Genomic DNA, 14,913 nt, shown 5'->3' on the forward strand with positions numbered 1-14,913 from the left:
ACACGTATGAAATGATGCAGCCATCTGACTTCAAAGCAGAAGTGCTATGGTGATTTCAGCTGGCATTTTTCACATCCGGATAAACCCAGAGTTTCTGTTCATGCACTTCGGCCAGAAAAACCTCATCCAGTTTTTGTCCCAAACGTTTCAGTTCTTTTTCCAGCCATTCCTCATCATGCCCCACTGCTTCCAGACTGGGATAATTAATCACCCCGTTTTCAATTACCACTACAGCCATAGCCGGATCGCCTTTTTTGACCACTGTCATCTGACCATTGTATTCAAACCAGACATCACTGAGTACTTCCAGACTAGGATAGCCGCGCTGATGCAATAACATAATGAAATCGCGGATCGACAATTTGGCTTTGCGAAAATTCTGTGATTGTACGATGCCATTTTTCATCAAGCGTATTGAGGTACCATCGACAAAATCTTTAGCAATATTGCGCTTGAATGTAGCATAACGCACAAGTAATAGCAGTCCTGCCCAGAAAATGGATGCACTCATCAGTAATGTTATGCTGATGGAAGGATTATATAAAGGGCCGCCGATAATCGCCCCCAGAACCACATTACCTACTTGATCGATGGCAGAAATCGGTGCCAGAGATCCTTTACCGGATAAATTGATGTACACCAGCAATATGCAAAACGCTACCAACATTTTAAAGATAATATTGATGTAAATGGGATTCATAATAGCTTCCTTTGTCTGCACAACAGATGTTTTATCTAGTCATGATTTGCATGGATTGTTTTTTTACAATCGTAGCGTTTTGCCAGATATTGTGTTGATACTGTATCTGTTATATCTGAAACAGACTATGGTAGCCACCTGTTTTTTATTAATTATTTACATTAATTTTCTCATATGCTTTTTCACAAAGCTAGTTATTATAAATTCGTGTTTAAAAGCCCTATATTCGGTCTCTTAACTATTTTATTAAGAGACCGAATATAGGGCTAATATATCGGCTATTTGCTTGCTATATCTGGCAGGCAACCATGAATACATCTGGTTGCCTGTAGACGACTATAAAGGTTTGAAATCAAGTTGGGTAAATATTCGCACCGGATTACCGCGCGCTATCTGGTGATGGTGCTTATGTTGTGCAGCTTTATGTTTTGCCTGTAACTGCTGCGCCCGCTGTGCCAGCTTATGCTGTAGGAGCAGAACAGCGAGTTTTTTGTTGGCATGCTGGCTGCGCTCAGTTTGCACTTTAACGCTGATACCGCTAGCCACATGGGTGGCTCTGACTGCTGATTCGGTTTTGTTAATGTGCTGACCACCAGCTCCAGATGCGCGCATGGTCTCGAAGATAATTTCATCAGACTGCTGCTGAATAGTTGGGCTAAAACAGCTTGCTCCGATAAACCAGTTTTTGCGCTTGTGCTGCGGTCGATAAGGGCTGGGGCAAATCCATTGAATGGTGCCCTGCCAGCTATCAGCCAATGCCTTGGCCTGTGCACCCTCCAAGGTAAGCAGTACTGAATGCAGTCCATGTTTAGCTGGCTCCTGCTCCACAATTTCAACTTTCACCTGCATTTGTTTAGCCTCATATTGTAAGCGTGCCAACGCTTTTACCACTGCCAGACAGCATTCAGCCGGTCCATAAGCGGCAGATAATTGTAAGAGTTGCATTATTTTTTCTCCGTTTGAACTTTATAGGTGATTACCGGTTTGAAGCGGGCTATTGGTCGGATTAAATCTGCCTGCACCATGGCGGTAATGACACTATCAATTGATTTATATGCCTGTGGTGCTTCTTCGTACAGGAGTTCACGATTGCAGCAAACTACGCGGCTGCCATGCATGGTACGAGTGAGTTGTTCGGCGGTATAGTGCGCTGCCAGTCTGCCTTTGCAGGCTGAGCGCTGCCATTTGCGACCGGCACCATGTGCCAGTGAATACAGGGCGGATGCTGTATCCAGTGGCTGCACCAGATAGCTGAAGTCACCGCGTGAACCCGGAATAATCACCAGTCCTTTCGTGGCTGCTGCGGCACCTTTGCGATGCAGCCAGCCACTTTCACCGTTAATGGTGACTGGCTCAATAAAGTTGTGGCTGATATCTACCAGTTTCTGTCCCTGTGCGCGCAGGTTGGCCAGTATGCGCCGGCCAATCAGCTCACGGTTTTGTTGTGCATAATCCAGAGCCTGATTGTGTTGCATCAGGTAAGTGCTGCCAGCAGCGCTATCGGCAACTAAACCTTGATGGCCATACTGGCGAATGTGTTTATCCAGAATCACACCGCCCAGACCACGCGAACCGCTATGCACCATCAGTTGCAGATGCCGCCGATTTAGGCCGATTTGTCGGGCAGTTTCCGGCGCATAAATGGTTTCCAGCATTTGCAGTTCGGCAAAGTGATTGCCGCCGCCAATGGTACCGGAAGCATACGTGTGTTCCGCAAGTGGCTGAATATCCGGCCACAGGCTGATGCATTCTGCTTCAGACAGGGGCTGGTCGATATTGCCCAGACGTTTAATCAGTTTGGCCTGATTCATGGCATGGATTTTTACTGTGGTTTGCCATAATGACATGCCGCAGCCGATATCTCCGCCAATGAGTGCCGGATAAAGATATTGTGTAGTAAAAAAAGCTGCACCTACCGGATAACCACGACCGGGGTGTAAATCCGGCATACCGGCTACCAATTTAATATTGGGAAGTGTTGCTGTTGTTTGTAGCTGCTGGATGGCCTCGCCCTCTAACCAGAGTTCTGGTGTTGCTATCAGGGTGATGTTGTCCGCCAGCGGCTGAATAGAATTGCCCATTCTGATCCATTCCAATTATTTTTATTTGGTAATAAGCAAGCAATAGCCAGCCATGTTCATCGGGGCTGAACAGGATTAGCGTGCTGAAGAATAAATTGGCAGGCCGAAGCCAAGGATCAGGAGGTGATTAGCCCTGGATTGACCTGCAAGGGATAGGTAGTACAAGCATAATTATTCCTTTCCATTGCAATGTTGATGATTTGATAGAGTGGCGTACTGTAAATTATGTTCTACGGATAGTCAAAAATAATCAGCCATTTTTATTCTGATAGGCTGAGTATGTTTAATATTGTGTGGCTATTTCACTACTGTTTGGCTATTTCGGGCACTTTTGTTATGGGTTTATTTTAAGTTTAAAAAATAATAAACAAATTGATTATCAATTTGATATCCCGCCTGTTCATATAGGGCTCTTGCCTTGTGATTGTCACTGGCGGTGCATAATGAAATGCCACTGTAGCCACCATCATGGGCAAATTTTTTCACGTATTGCATGAGCTGGGTGGCGATGCCCTTTTGCCGATGGTTTACAGGGATATACAAGTCGTTGAGGATTATAGTGGACGATATTGATAATGAAGAAAAGGAAAAATATAACTGTACAAATCCGCAGGCTTGTTGCTGATGATAGGCAATGAAGATGGCTGAATCCTGCTTCTCCAGTCTTTCCTGAATGAATTTTCTGCTTTCTGTTTGATTATCAGCCAGACCGTAGAACTGGCGATAGCTAGCAAACAGTAAAGCAGCAGCATCGAGCTGCTCTGATGTTGCCCGAACAATAGAAATTTGATCAACCATTTAATAATTTCTTGTGCAGTTATTGATTAAGTGGGCATATATTTAACAATAATAACCCGTGCGTTGGTTTCAATCGGTAACAATGTTTCCTGCATAAGCTCAAGTGCCTGCTCCGGACTGAAACCGCCTGAACCGGCGCCAATCAGTGGGAAAGCAACAGACGCATAGTTCTGGGTATTAACAATGTTCATGGCGGAAATAACTGATGTTCGGATTGAATAAGCGCTGGCGCGCCAGAACATGTTGATGCCGGCCACATGAATGATGGCCTGATAAGGTAATTTACCGGCACTGGTAACGACTGCGGAACCTAATTTGATCGCCCCTGCTCTGCCTAGCTGGCGAAAAGGTGCGTAGCCGGCTTTTCGCTTGATGGCACCAGATACCCCCTGTGGCAATAGTAACCACCATGGAATAATATTCCGGTTCCATGCATTGACAATAACTTCGACAGGTTGTTCCAGTAAATCTCCACTGATAATTTCAGGCTGCATAATAAGTTTTTCTCGCAGAATTTCTGTTTATTTTATTGCCCGCCTGAGTATGTGCTGCGTCTGTTTATTGCCTGTAACACCTCTTGAAGACTAGTAGATGCATATTAAGCTTATCAGGGTGGCACGCTTATGTTTACAATAACTGATTGCAATGATGAACACAAGAAGAGGAAATCATTTATGGCACAATTTTTTGCTATCCACCCTACTGATCCGCAGGAACGCCTGATTACTCAGGCAGCGGATATTATTCGTCATGGCGGTGTAATTGTTTATCCAACTGACTCCTGTTATGCACTGGGCTGCCAGCTAGGTAACAAAGAGGCAATGGAACGGATTCTGCGTTTACGTGGTATTGATCAGAAACATCATCTTACATTGATGTGCCATGATCTAAGCCAGCTGGGTGTTTATGCCAGAGTGGATAATAGCCAGTTTCGTTTACTCAAAGCCACAACGCCGGGCAGTTATACTTTTATTTTACAGGCAACTAAAGAAGTACCTGCCCGTACGCTTCATCCCAAACGCAAAACCATTGGTTTACGTGTACCGGATAATCGGATTGCGCTGGCGTTATTACAGAATCTGGGTGAGCCAATGTTATCGTGTACACTGATGCTGCCACACGAAAGTGAACCTTTAACTGATCCGTATGAGATACGTGATCAACTGGAACATACGGTTGATCTGGTGATAGATGGCGGCTGGTGTGGTACGGAGCCGACAACGGTAATTGATATGACTGAAGGCATTACACTGGTGCGTGCAGGCAAAGGTGATACAGCTGTATTTGGTTTGTAAAGGACAAACTGGTACTATATCGTGCCTAGTGTGATGGTTTTTATTTATGTTTTAAGGATTGTACCTTGGAGAAATTTGATCTGGCTTTTCTATTGTTGGCCATTTTGCCAATTTTACTGGCCATTACTCTTTCAGAAGCGGCCTGTGGCTATATGGCACGTTATTGTGGAGACCGTACGGCTGAAACGATGGGCAGGCTTAGCCTGAATCCGGCTAAGTACATTGACATCGTTGGAACAATTATTGTCCCGGCCTTTACGCTGATTGTTTTGCAGGGTTATTTTATGGTTGGCTGGGCCAAGCCGGTACCGATTGATCCGCGTAATTTCACTAATCTGCGCAAGGGTGAGCGTCTGGTGGCCATTGCCAGCCCGCTGGCCAATCTGCTGATGTGTCTAGGCTGGACGATTGTGGTGATTATCAGTCGCTGGGTACCGGAGTATTTTCAGGAACCAATGATGCTGATGGGAATAATGGGTATGCGGTTTAATGCCGTGTTCTGCTTTTTCAGTCTGCTGCCGATTCCGCCGCAGCCGGGCGCCCGCTTTGTTGACAGCTTTCTGTCGCCTCGTGCTTCGATGCAGTACCGCAAGCTTGAACCGTATGGCACATGGATTATTATATTTATGATTATCAGTGGCGTACTGTCTTTTATACTACGGCCATTTGTCAATTTGGTTATGTCAATGATGGCAATCTTAATTGATCTGTTCTGAGTATTTTTAATGCCGCAATAAGTGATGACAACTTGTATCAGGCCGCAGACTTTGTTTCTGTGGCCTGATGTTTTTATATTGAATGAAAAATTTTAGATGCGGCAAATCAGGGATGGATATTGCTTTGTCCCAGAGTCACTCTATCCAGACCGGCTAAATCAGGTAAGGTGTGAATCTGGCTGAAACCATGTTGCGCCAGCATATCACGCACGGCTTCTCCCTGATCGAACCCATGCTCCAGTAACAGCCAGCCTGCCGGACGCAGAAAGGCTGCGGCACCAGCAATAATAGTTGCCAGTGCACTCAGACCGTTGTGATTATCTGTTAGTGCGTGCTGCGGCTCAAAGCGTAAATCCCCCTGCTGCAAATGCTGGTCGTGTGCAGCAATATACGGAGGATTGGATACAATCACATCTACACTATGCAGTGCCGGCTGTGGCTGTGCCTGATACCATGATCCTTGCCCGAAACGCACATTCGCCTGTAAGGCCGTAGCATTGCTACATGCAATAGCCAGTGCCTCGCTACTGATGTCTGCTGCCCATACTTGCGCATCAGGGCGCTCACAGGCAACGGTTACTGCGATGACACCACTGCCCGTACCTAAATCCCACAGAGTGCCCTGTTCAGGCAAATGTGCCAACGCAGCCTCTACCAGATGTTCCGTTTCCGGGCGAGGAATCAGTACTGCTGTAGAAACCTGAAAACGCCGGCTGTAAAATTCGCGCCAGCCAAGCAGATAGGCTAATGGTTCACCTGCCAGCCGTCGCTGTGCCAACTGACTCAGGCTGGCCTGTTCGCTAGTACTCAGCGGTTGCTGGCCATGGGCAATAATGTAGGCATAATTGATATCCAGTACCTGAGCAAGCAGCATACGCGCTTCCAGCCGTGGCAAGCCACAGTTGCGTAACCAGCCGTCAATGGTTATGGGTAAATCAGCATTCATCATTTACTTATCAGAACTGGTTTATAACAGAAACAGGGTGGCCAGACCGAGAAAAATAAAAAAGCCGCCGGAGTCGGTAACAGCGGTAATCAGCACACTGCTGCCCAGTGCCGGATCACGGCCGGCTTTCTGCATACATACCGGAATGAGCACGCCGACAGTAGCAGCCAGTAACAGATTCAACGTCATAGCAGCCACCATCACCAAACCAATGCCGACACTATGATAGAGAAAATAGGAAACTAAGCCCATCACTGAGCCCCAGATAATGCCATTGACGAGAGCAACGCCCTCTTCTTTGCGCAATAAACGCCACGCCTGACTATTACTAATCTGACCGGAAGTCATGGCACGTACAATCATGGTAATAGTCTGATTACCGGAATTACCACCAATACCGGCTACAATCGGCATTAAGGTAGCCAGAGCAACAATTTTTTCAATTGAGTGTTCAAACATGCCAATCACGCGACTGGCCACAAAAGCCGTACACAGATTAACAGCCAGCCAGATCCAGCGGTTTTTTACCGAATCGAATACTGGTGCAAACAAATCTTCCTCTTCACGTAAACCGGCCATATTCAGCATATCGGTTTCTGATTCTTCACGAATTACGTCCACCATTTCATCTATGGTAATACGTCCGATTAATTTACAATTATTGTCTACTACCGGTGCGGTAACTAGATCATAACGTTCAAATGCTGCGGCTGCTTCTTCGGCATCGTCTTCTGGACGGAAAGTAACCACATCATCAGCCATAACAGTAGAAACCAGCAAGTCCGGATCGGCTACCAGTAAGCTGCGGATAGGCAATACGCCTTGCAGTACATCATAATTATCGACAACAAAGATTTTATCAGTATGGTCGGGCAGACGCTCAAACCGGCGCAGATAACGCAATACCACTTCACAGCTTACATCGGCACGAATACTAACCAGCTCAAAATCCATCAATGCGCCAACCTGATTGTCCTCGAACGACATGGCGGCGGTAATCTGCGCCCGCTCTTCTTCATCGCGGCTGCTTATCGCCTCATAAACAACTTCTTTGGGCAAATCCGGTGCTAGCTCGGCTAGCTCATCAGCATCTAACTTATCTACGGCGGCCAGCAGCTCCTGCTGTGCCATATTCTCAATCAGAGTTTCACGTACCGGATCTGAAACCTCCAGTAACACCTCACCATCTTCAGTAGGAGTGGCCAGCTTCCACACCAGCATACGTTCCTGCAATGGCAATGACTCCAGCAAGGTGGCCATATCAGCAGGATGTAATTCGTGCAGGATAGCAATCAGTTCAGTCAGTGCCTGCTGCTGCTCGGGCATCTGTAAATAAGATTGAGTGTGCGAATGGATATATTCAGCAACAGGTAAAAGAGTAGCAACCAGCTCACAAATATGGTCAGTGTCTAGATGCAGACGTTCCTGCTCGCTGAAGTTACCGTGGTTATCCATTGTATCGTTGTCCTAATTGTTGCACCGTGCAATCCGGAGCATTCCCGCCGTGAGTACAGGCCGTATACTCTAATGCAACAGTATTTGCCTGATATGATAAATTAAAGCCTGCTTTGGCAGGCTATGGATATATTATTGTACACGGATTTCAGCCAATGCTTAAAGCCAAGATCAAGGAACAGCGCAGAAAATATTTATCAAGATTGATGATTTCTCCCGCGACCGATACATAGGAATTTACTCAGATAAGTCTCTATTTAACTCAGCGTTTTTTACAAACCGATGTCTTAGCCTAATGCGCTGATACCATTGATTGAACTTGCAACCATTGCCGGATTAGCTCAATTGCTTTTTTAAATATTGAATTATCAAGCAGAACCAGCATACCAAACAAATTTACTCATGCGAAAAACAGTAATATCGGCCACAAGCATTTGCTTTAATTGACATAGAATAAAACAGCGATAATAGAATTGATTATTTTCAGGTATTTTTACCAGATGATTTAAAACATCAGCTTACGCTCTTAAAAGATAAAAAAACATAATAGTCTGAATAAAATTTAATCAACTAAAAAATCAAAGTAATGACTACTTTTATAATAATTTTTTGTTTACCGGCGAAACCTAAGGTCACTACAAGAATCCGTTTTTTATTAATTTATAATTATTCAGCTAAAATAACCCTATCTGAAATAGAAATTCGGTATGATGAGAATAATAGAGAATTATAAAATCAAAAAATCACTGAATAGCAAATTGTATCAATAAAATGGTACAAATTTAGCCAAACTATCAATAATATAATCAGTAATAAAAAGTATTATCCTATCACCCTAAATAGACTAACTTCTTTTGTATAGAAATTGCAGTTAATACATATAGTTCAATAAAAATTCTGCATTTAAAATTCATATCGCATATCCAATTATCAGCAAAATATGCAAACAACAAAATCATACCAGCCCAATCAACATAAATTATTAATCTTAAACAACATATTTATTAAAAATATTAAATCTTATTTTATGTTTAGCAGATTAATAGTAACCATACTTTGAAAGAACTATGAAAGAATATACGGCGGTAACAAAGTTAGAGCTTAGCAGAGCAAAAGCGACTTTGACTGATGATAGGCATATATGCGGTATCAAAATTGGTTTTGAAAGTGATTGTTGCCAGCGTTACTATATCAGATGCTCACATCCACGTTCAGGATTGATGTCTGGTTTCATACCGCCAACTACTGCTGCCTCAACCACACCATAACCATTAATATCATCATCACAAAATAGTCAGATACACATAGTACTTACCCAATTAAAGCCATATCTATAGCCGATTCAGTTTTCCTGCCCCACTACAGACAAATACCGGACTGTCTGAAGTATTGCCAAAACTGATCTCCTATTCACGTTCAAATCTGGTTTTAATTTGCACCGACAAAATTTCACGAGCCCGTGCAATACGCGAGCGCACAGTACCAACCGGACAACCTATCACATGAGCAATTTCCTCATACGTTAAACCATTAACTTCCGACAATATAATTGGCTGCCGTAAACTGACAGGCAAATTATCAATGGCCTCATCCACAGCATCAATCAATTCGCGATTAAGCAGTTGCGCTTCCGGCGTGTGATAATCAGACAGATATTCCAGAACATCAATCTGTTCGCCATCGTCATCCACAATCTCAGTAATCATCTGAGGTTCCCGCCCGGAAATAGCAGCCATAGATTTTGCTGTATTCATTCCAATGCAGCATAACCACGTATAAAACTGACTATCAGCACGAAATTGTGGTAACGCCTTATAAGCTTTGAGGAACGTTTCCTGTACTAAATCCAGCGTTATTTGCTCATCATGAGTAAAACGATGCAGAAAATGGTTTAAACGACGTTGATATTTATTGACAAGTAAACTAAAAATCTGTGCATCACCCTGCTGAGCCTTACGCACCAACATCTGCTCTTCAACCTGTTGAGTACGGTTATCATGCATACTGGTATCCTCTAATTATTGTTATTGCATCAATAGTTATCGTTATTGCATTAATCAGCAGCTGAATCTGCGATAAATATAGTATCAGTTTTCTGATTTATAATCTGATAGGCAAATCCTCCATAAACGGCATCCAGCCATTAACCACACCAATATCAGTTGCCACAGCCACATTAATAACAGCAACACACTGATTATTCGAATCACACAAGACCGGCCAAACAGCACGCATAAAAGGTGGAATTTTCCGTTCCTGTAATAATTTCTTAACCTTTTTTCTTCCTCCTCGCAAAACAATTGTATCCTGAACATGCACTTGACGCACCGTCCACTCAGCAATAATTTCTGCCAAGCCAAAACTATGCCGATTCCATTGCAAATAGTGGGCAGCAACCAACTGCCGGCAGGCTACTGGCAACTGTCCAAACCAGCGCCATTGCCCGTTGACCTCATGTCTGTCAATCCACAATCTGGAATCATAATAGATTATACAAGCCTGAGGCAAAGACCATTGTGCACCATTTTTACTTTCCATTAACTGTCGTTCAAATTCTATCAGCGCAGCCGCTGTTGACATCCCCAGACAGTTTTTATGTGCAAACAAGCGTAACTGCTGCCGGCGCCGTACCCCACTCAAAGTACGCCATAAAGGTATCTGAAATCCCTGCTGTTGTGCATGAATCATTGCCCAGTCAGCTTCGACCACCTCATCCAGCAAAGCTAGCTCATCCTGTAAGCGCCCAACCGCTGCTTCAATCTGCGTATCCAGATTCGGTAAATGCTCACGCCAGTGAGGTAAACCATCCAGACGTAGCCAGTTGCGCAAATAAGCACAATTACTGTTACTGTCATCCTCAATATGCACCAACTGCATCTCATCAGCATAAGCCTGTAACTGCTGGCGTGAAAAATGCAACAATGGCCGCCACAAAGCGGTACGTTCAGTTAATTTGCGCACAGCTGGCATAGCCGAAAGTGAACGTAAACCACCTCCACGCAATGCCCCCAAAAAAAAGGTTTCTATCTGATCATCCCGGTGATGTGCCAGTACCACTGCATCCGCCTCACTATCAGCATAAACCTGATACCGAACCTTACGAGCCGCAGCCTCAAGTCCCTCACCGACAGCACACACATCCACCTTAACTATCTTTAGCGGCACCGACCAAGATGCGCATAACTGCTGACAAAAAGCAGCCCATTCATCTGCATGACGGCTTAATCCATGATGTACATGAATGGCAGACACCTCAAGCGGCAAACGGTGACGTAAAAGAGTCAAAGCATGCAACAGAACTACCGAATCCAGCCCGCCACTAAGACCGACAGACAAAATACAACGGCCAGCCATAGTGGCTGACCATTGTTGCGCAATACTGTCACATAATTGGATACAAAATTTATTTACCGCTGAACTGACCATAATTCATCAGGCGATCAAAGCGACGCGTCAATAAAGTCGACAACTGTTTACCTTTAGCTTCTTGCAGCTGGCGGGTAAGTACAGATTTAACTCGCTGCATAATTTCCGGATAATTACGATGAGCGCCCCCCAATGGTTCCTCAATCACAGTATCAATCAGCTTCAGCTCATACAGGCGTTTGGCCGTAATACCCAGTGCCTGAGCAGCTTCCGGCGCTTTTTCAGCCGTTTTCCACAGAATCGAAGCACAACCTTCCGGCGAAATCACAGAATAGGTAGAAAACTGCAACATATTTACATAATCGCCCACAGCAATAGCCAATGCCCCGCCCGAGCCACCTTCACCAATTATCGTACAAATCACCGGTACCCGCAGCCGCGCCAGCTCATACAGATTACGACCAATTGCCTCAGACTGGCCACGCTCTTCTGCCCCGATACCCGGATAAGCTCCCGGTGTATCAATAAAAGTCAGCAAAGGAATCTGAAATTTTTCTGCCAGCTTCATCAAACGCAAAGCCTTGCGATAACCCTCTGGCTTAGGCATACCAAAATTCCGGCGAATTTTTTCCTTGGTATCACGACCTTTCTGATGGCCGATTACCATAACACTTTCACCATTAAAGCGCGCCAGACCACCTACAATAGCAGCATCATCAGCAAATGCACGATCACCGTGCAACTCCTCAAAATCAGTACACAGCGCATCAATATAGTCTAAAGTATAAGGACGCTGCGCATGACGTGATACCTGCGAAATCTGCACTGGTGTCAGCTTGGCAAAAAGATTTTTGGTTAAATCATCGCTTTTCTTCTTCAGGCGCGCGATTTCTTCGGAAATATCCACAGCCGATTCATCCTGCACAAAGCGCAGCTCGTCAATTTTCTGTACCAGCTCGGCTATAGGTTGTTCAAAATCCAAAAAAATCTGTTTCATTGTTAAGATATCCGCAAAAACATGTCGCAGCTATGATACGCGAAGAAATGAAGCTATGCAGCCCCAAATAACAAAAACCTGATACCGCATATCAACAAATAATATATAAACACATGATTTCCATAAAAAATAATTATAGAAAACATCTGAATCACCTTCAGCATATCCAGCTAACATTACCAAATTTCATTACATTTTAACCATATACAGCAACAACTTACCCAGACAGCATCAGCCAACATGTCAGCAAAATAAGTATCCGGCAATAAATAAATCTACAGCAGGATATATGCAACAATATGCATTAACAGCTTGCCAAAATTGGGAATTACCCGCTAAAATTGGCGATTTTCTGTTATATTGGCAGAAGAAAATTACTTCGATTTTTTCACTAAGGAATATACACAATGGTAGTTATCCGTTTGGCTCGCGGTGGTTCTAAACACCGTCCTTTCTATAACATCGTCGTAACTGACTCTCACAACCGTCGCGACGGTCGCTTTATCGAACGCGTTGGCTTTTACAACCCTGTTGCCAATGAAAAACAGGAACGCGTACGTCTGAGCGCAGACCGTCTGAACCACTGGATTGGTCAGGGTGCGCAATTAAGCGAAGCTGTTGCCAAACTGGTTAAAGAGCAAAAGGCTGCGGCCTGATTCAGCAGTAAAGCAGATGAATAGTACACAGCCACAATGGGTAGCAATGGGCTACATTAAGGGCGTATTTGGCGTAAAGGGCTGGGTGAAAGTCCATTCCGATACCGAATATACCGACAGCCTGCTCGACTATCCACAATGGCAGCTGAGCAAAGATGGACAGATCAAAACTGTAAGCATTGCCGAAAGTAAAATCAGCGGTGATGAATTACAGGTGAGGTTTGATGGAATAAACGATCGTGACAGCGCAGCATTACTGCGTGGCTTTACTATCGAAATAGACCGTGCCAGCTTTGCCGAAACTGATGATGATGAGTATTACTGGACAGACCTGATTGGCCTGAGTGTCATTAACCGTACACAGGAAAATCTGGGTATTGTCAGCTCATTAATGCAGACCGGTGCGCATGACGTGCTAGTAGTAGATGGTGCCTTTGGCCGCAAACTGATTCCCTTTGTCGCCCAGTACATTGACGAAGTAAGCCTGCCACAACAGCAGATTTGTGTCGACTGGGGCAGCGACTACTGATGCACATTCAGGCCATCACCCTGTTTCCGGAAATGTTTACTGCCCTTACCGACAGTGGCGTAACCGGACGTGCCTTACAACAGGGCATCTGGCAGTTTGCAGCAATTAACCCGCGGCAGTTTGCTGATAATCCACAGGGCTATATTGATGACCGTCCGTTTGGCGGTGGCCCCGGAATGATTATGATGGCTCCGCCCTTACAGGCAGCCATAGATGCAGCCAGACAAAGCAGCCCGCAGGGACGACTGATTTACATGAGCCCTCAGGGCAAACCGCTGAATCATATGCAGGCAGCCAGTCTGGCCAGAGAACCGGCGCTGATTGTACTGTGTGGTCGTTACGAGGGTATTGATGAACGTATTCTCACCAGCAACGAAGTAACCGAAATCAGTATTGGCGACTTTGTGGTTTCCGGTGGAGAATTACCGGCCATGATGTTAATGGACGCAGTAATCCGCCTGCTACCCGGCACACTTGGTGATGCACGCTCAGCAGTAGAAGATTCATTTGCCAATGGTTTACTTGATTGCCCGCATTACACCCGTCCGGTAGAATTTCGTCAACAGACAGTTCCCGACGTTTTACGTAGCGGTAATCATGCTTTAATCGCTCAATGGCGATTAACTCAGGCGCTCAGGCGCACACTGACACGTCGTCCGGATTTACTGGCCGATCGTGGATTAACCCCAGAGGAATCCAGACTCTTGCAGCATATCAGACAAGAGGAACGGGACATCCCATTATAATAGGAAGCTTAACATGAACTTGATTCAACAATTAGAGCAGGAAGAAATCGCTCGTCTGAATAAAGAAATCCCGGCATTTGCGCCTGGTGATACCGTGGTTGTATCTGTACGCGTTACCGAAGGTAGCCGTACCCGTTTACAAGCCTACGAAGGCATTGTAATCGCCCGTCGCAACCGTGGCCTGAACAGCAACTTCATCGTACGTAAGATTTCCAGCGGTGAAGGTGTGGAACGTACATTCCAGTTATACTCTCCAGCCGTTGAAAAAATCGAAGTTAAACGCCGTGGTGATGTACGCCGTGCCAAACTGTATTACCTGCGTGGCTTAACCGGTAAAGCTGCCCGTATTCGTGAAAAACTGCCGGCTCGCAAAGCCTAAGCAGCATACACCATACATTAGCTGCCTATGGCAGACTAATCCTGAGGCCGAATTCATTAATTCGGCCTTTTTTCTTTGATTGCTGCACTAAACCACCTAGAATCCCTGTCTGCTACCAGCATATCAAAGCAGATAACAAACCATCAATATCTGGAAATTTAAACCAACTACTCGCCATAGCTTATCCCCCTTCCTTATCTGAGGTTTATCCTGCTTAAAGTTGCCCGAAAAATATCAGCCAGAATATAC

General features: G+C 44.9%; 16 protein-coding genes. 6 read left to right on the forward strand and 10 right to left on the reverse strand.

Annotated features, from left to right (window positions below):
* Nucleotides 1-55: 55 nt before the first annotated feature.
* The 5 genes from MJ761_RS04540 to MJ761_RS04560 all read right to left on the reverse strand — a co-directional run bounded on the left by MJ761_RS04540 (nt 56) and on the right by MJ761_RS04560 (nt 4,073).
* Nucleotides 56-700 (reverse strand): DUF421 domain-containing protein, encoded by a 645-nt coding sequence (locus MJ761_RS04540; RefSeq protein WP_093092026.1) that lies wholly within the window; start codon nt 698-700, stop codon nt 56-58.
* 336 nt (nt 701-1,036) lie between these two features.
* On the reverse strand, nt 1,037-1,645 hold the full coding sequence (prfH, locus tag MJ761_RS04545) for a peptide chain release factor H (RefSeq protein WP_093092028.1): 609 nt from the start codon (nt 1,643-1,645) through the stop codon (nt 1,037-1,039).
* On the reverse strand, nt 1,645-2,781 hold the full coding sequence (locus MJ761_RS04550) for an RNA ligase RtcB family protein (protein WP_093092030.1): 1,137 nt from the start codon (nt 2,779-2,781) through the stop codon (nt 1,645-1,647). Before MJ761_RS04550 ends, prfH begins: the two co-directional genes overlap by 1 nt.
* Nucleotides 2,782-3,123: 342 nt before the next feature.
* Nucleotides 3,124-3,579, reverse strand: coding sequence for a GNAT family N-acetyltransferase (locus MJ761_RS04555; protein ID WP_093092032.1), 456 nt, complete (start codon nt 3,577-3,579; stop codon nt 3,124-3,126).
* A gap of 26 nt (nt 3,580-3,605) precedes the next feature.
* Nucleotides 3,606-4,073, reverse strand: a complete 468-nt coding sequence (locus MJ761_RS04560) for a macro domain-containing protein (protein WP_093092034.1) — start codon at nt 4,071-4,073, stop codon at nt 3,606-3,608.
* Nucleotides 4,074-4,253: 180 nt separating this feature from the next.
* Here MJ761_RS04560 and MJ761_RS04565 point away from each other — a divergent pair, with 180 nt between their 5' ends.
* Both MJ761_RS04565 and MJ761_RS04570 read left to right on the forward strand, forming a co-directional pair.
* Nucleotides 4,254-4,874: an L-threonylcarbamoyladenylate synthase gene (locus MJ761_RS04565; RefSeq protein ID WP_093092036.1), complete on the forward strand. Its 621-nt coding sequence runs from the start codon at nt 4,254-4,256 to the stop codon at nt 4,872-4,874.
* 65 nt (nt 4,875-4,939) lie between these two features.
* Nucleotides 4,940-5,590 (forward strand): site-2 protease family protein, encoded by a 651-nt coding sequence (locus MJ761_RS04570; RefSeq protein ID WP_093092038.1) that lies wholly within the window; start codon nt 4,940-4,942, stop codon nt 5,588-5,590.
* A 106-nt stretch (nt 5,591-5,696) separates the two neighbouring features.
* On the opposite strand, the gene prmC is transcribed toward MJ761_RS04570, so the two are convergent.
* From prmC to MJ761_RS04595, 5 genes are all read right to left on the reverse strand, one after another.
* Nucleotides 5,697-6,539: a peptide chain release factor N(5)-glutamine methyltransferase gene (prmC, locus tag MJ761_RS04575; protein WP_176715068.1), complete on the reverse strand. Its 843-nt coding sequence runs from the start codon at nt 6,537-6,539 to the stop codon at nt 5,697-5,699.
* 18 nt (nt 6,540-6,557) lie between these two features.
* Entirely contained in the window at nt 6,558-7,991 is a 1,434-nt protein-coding gene (mgtE, locus tag MJ761_RS04580) for a magnesium transporter (protein WP_093092040.1), read from the reverse strand.
* Between the two features lie 1,406 nt (nt 7,992-9,397).
* Entirely contained in the window at nt 9,398-9,994 is a 597-nt protein-coding gene (locus tag MJ761_RS04585) for a sigma-70 family RNA polymerase sigma factor (RefSeq protein ID WP_093092042.1), read from the reverse strand.
* A gap of 97 nt (nt 9,995-10,091) precedes the next feature.
* A complete protein-coding gene (gene tilS / locus MJ761_RS04590) occupies nt 10,092-11,417 on the reverse strand; it encodes a tRNA lysidine(34) synthetase TilS (protein ID WP_093092044.1) in 1,326 nt (441 codons plus the stop codon).
* Nucleotides 11,395-12,354, reverse strand: coding sequence for an acetyl-CoA carboxylase carboxyltransferase subunit alpha (locus MJ761_RS04595; RefSeq protein WP_093092046.1), 960 nt, complete (start codon nt 12,352-12,354; stop codon nt 11,395-11,397). The genes tilS and MJ761_RS04595 overlap by 23 nt, the downstream gene beginning before the upstream one ends.
* A gap of 407 nt (nt 12,355-12,761) precedes the next feature.
* Between MJ761_RS04595 and rpsP the strand changes: the two genes are divergently transcribed.
* Genes rpsP through rplS form a run of 4 tightly spaced genes read left to right on the forward strand, consistent with a single transcriptional unit; the run spans nt 12,762 to nt 14,664 of the window.
* Entirely contained in the window at nt 12,762-13,010 is a 249-nt protein-coding gene (gene rpsP / locus MJ761_RS04600) for a 30S ribosomal protein S16 (protein ID WP_037407977.1), read from the forward strand.
* Nucleotides 13,011-13,026: 16 nt separating this feature from the next.
* On the forward strand, nt 13,027-13,539 hold the full coding sequence (rimM, locus tag MJ761_RS04605; protein ID WP_093092048.1) for a ribosome maturation factor RimM: 513 nt from the start codon (nt 13,027-13,029) through the stop codon (nt 13,537-13,539).
* Nucleotides 13,539-14,285: a tRNA (guanosine(37)-N1)-methyltransferase TrmD gene (gene trmD / locus MJ761_RS04610; RefSeq protein ID WP_093092050.1), complete on the forward strand. Its 747-nt coding sequence runs from the start codon at nt 13,539-13,541 to the stop codon at nt 14,283-14,285. The genes rimM and trmD overlap by 1 nt, the downstream gene beginning before the upstream one ends.
* Nucleotides 14,286-14,298: 13 nt before the next feature.
* Entirely contained in the window at nt 14,299-14,664 is a 366-nt protein-coding gene (rplS, locus tag MJ761_RS04615) for a 50S ribosomal protein L19 (protein ID WP_025331156.1), read from the forward strand.
* Nucleotides 14,665-14,913 lie beyond the last annotated feature (249 nt).

Source organism: Snodgrassella communis (genome assembly GCF_914768045.1).
In the GTDB taxonomy this organism is placed as follows: domain Bacteria; phylum Pseudomonadota; class Gammaproteobacteria; order Burkholderiales; family Neisseriaceae; genus Snodgrassella; species Snodgrassella communis.

What these genes read in the sequence shown, in the direction of transcription:
- MJ761_RS04540 (WP_093092026.1), bottom strand. Translation starts at nt 700, where the DNA reads ATGAATCCCATTTACATCAATATTATCTTTAAAATGTTGGTAGCGTTT.
- prfH (WP_093092028.1), bottom strand. Translation starts at nt 1,645, where the DNA reads ATGCAACTCTTACAATTATCTGCCGCTTATGGACCGGCTGAATGCTGT.
- MJ761_RS04550 (WP_093092030.1), bottom strand. Translation starts at nt 2,781, where the DNA reads ATGGGCAATTCTATTCAGCCGCTGGCGGACAACATCACCCTGATAGCA.
- MJ761_RS04555 (WP_093092032.1), bottom strand. Translation starts at nt 3,579, where the DNA reads ATGGTTGATCAAATTTCTATTGTTCGGGCAACATCAGAGCAGCTCGAT.
- MJ761_RS04560 (WP_093092034.1), bottom strand. Translation starts at nt 4,073, where the DNA reads ATGCAGCCTGAAATTATCAGTGGAGATTTACTGGAACAACCTGTCGAA.
- MJ761_RS04565 (WP_093092036.1), top strand. Translation starts at nt 4,254, where the DNA reads ATGGCACAATTTTTTGCTATCCACCCTACTGATCCGCAGGAACGCCTG.
- prmC (WP_176715068.1), bottom strand. Translation starts at nt 6,539, where the DNA reads ATGATGAATGCTGATTTACCCATAACCATTGACGGCTGGTTACGCAAC.
- mgtE (WP_093092040.1), bottom strand. Translation starts at nt 7,991, where the DNA reads ATGGATAACCACGGTAACTTCAGCGAGCAGGAACGTCTGCATCTAGAC.
- MJ761_RS04585 (WP_093092042.1), bottom strand. Translation starts at nt 9,994, where the DNA reads ATGCATGATAACCGTACTCAACAGGTTGAAGAGCAGATGTTGGTGCGT.
- tilS (WP_093092044.1), bottom strand. Translation starts at nt 11,417, where the DNA reads ATGGTCAGTTCAGCGGTAAATAAATTTTGTATCCAATTATGTGACAGT.
- MJ761_RS04595 (WP_093092046.1), bottom strand. Translation starts at nt 12,354, where the DNA reads ATGAAACAGATTTTTTTGGATTTTGAACAACCTATAGCCGAGCTGGTA.
- rpsP (WP_037407977.1), top strand. Translation starts at nt 12,762, where the DNA reads ATGGTAGTTATCCGTTTGGCTCGCGGTGGTTCTAAACACCGTCCTTTC.
- rimM (WP_093092048.1), top strand. Translation starts at nt 13,027, where the DNA reads ATGAATAGTACACAGCCACAATGGGTAGCAATGGGCTACATTAAGGGC.
- trmD (WP_093092050.1), top strand. Translation starts at nt 13,539, where the DNA reads ATGCACATTCAGGCCATCACCCTGTTTCCGGAAATGTTTACTGCCCTT.
- rplS (WP_025331156.1), top strand. Translation starts at nt 14,299, where the DNA reads ATGAACTTGATTCAACAATTAGAGCAGGAAGAAATCGCTCGTCTGAAT.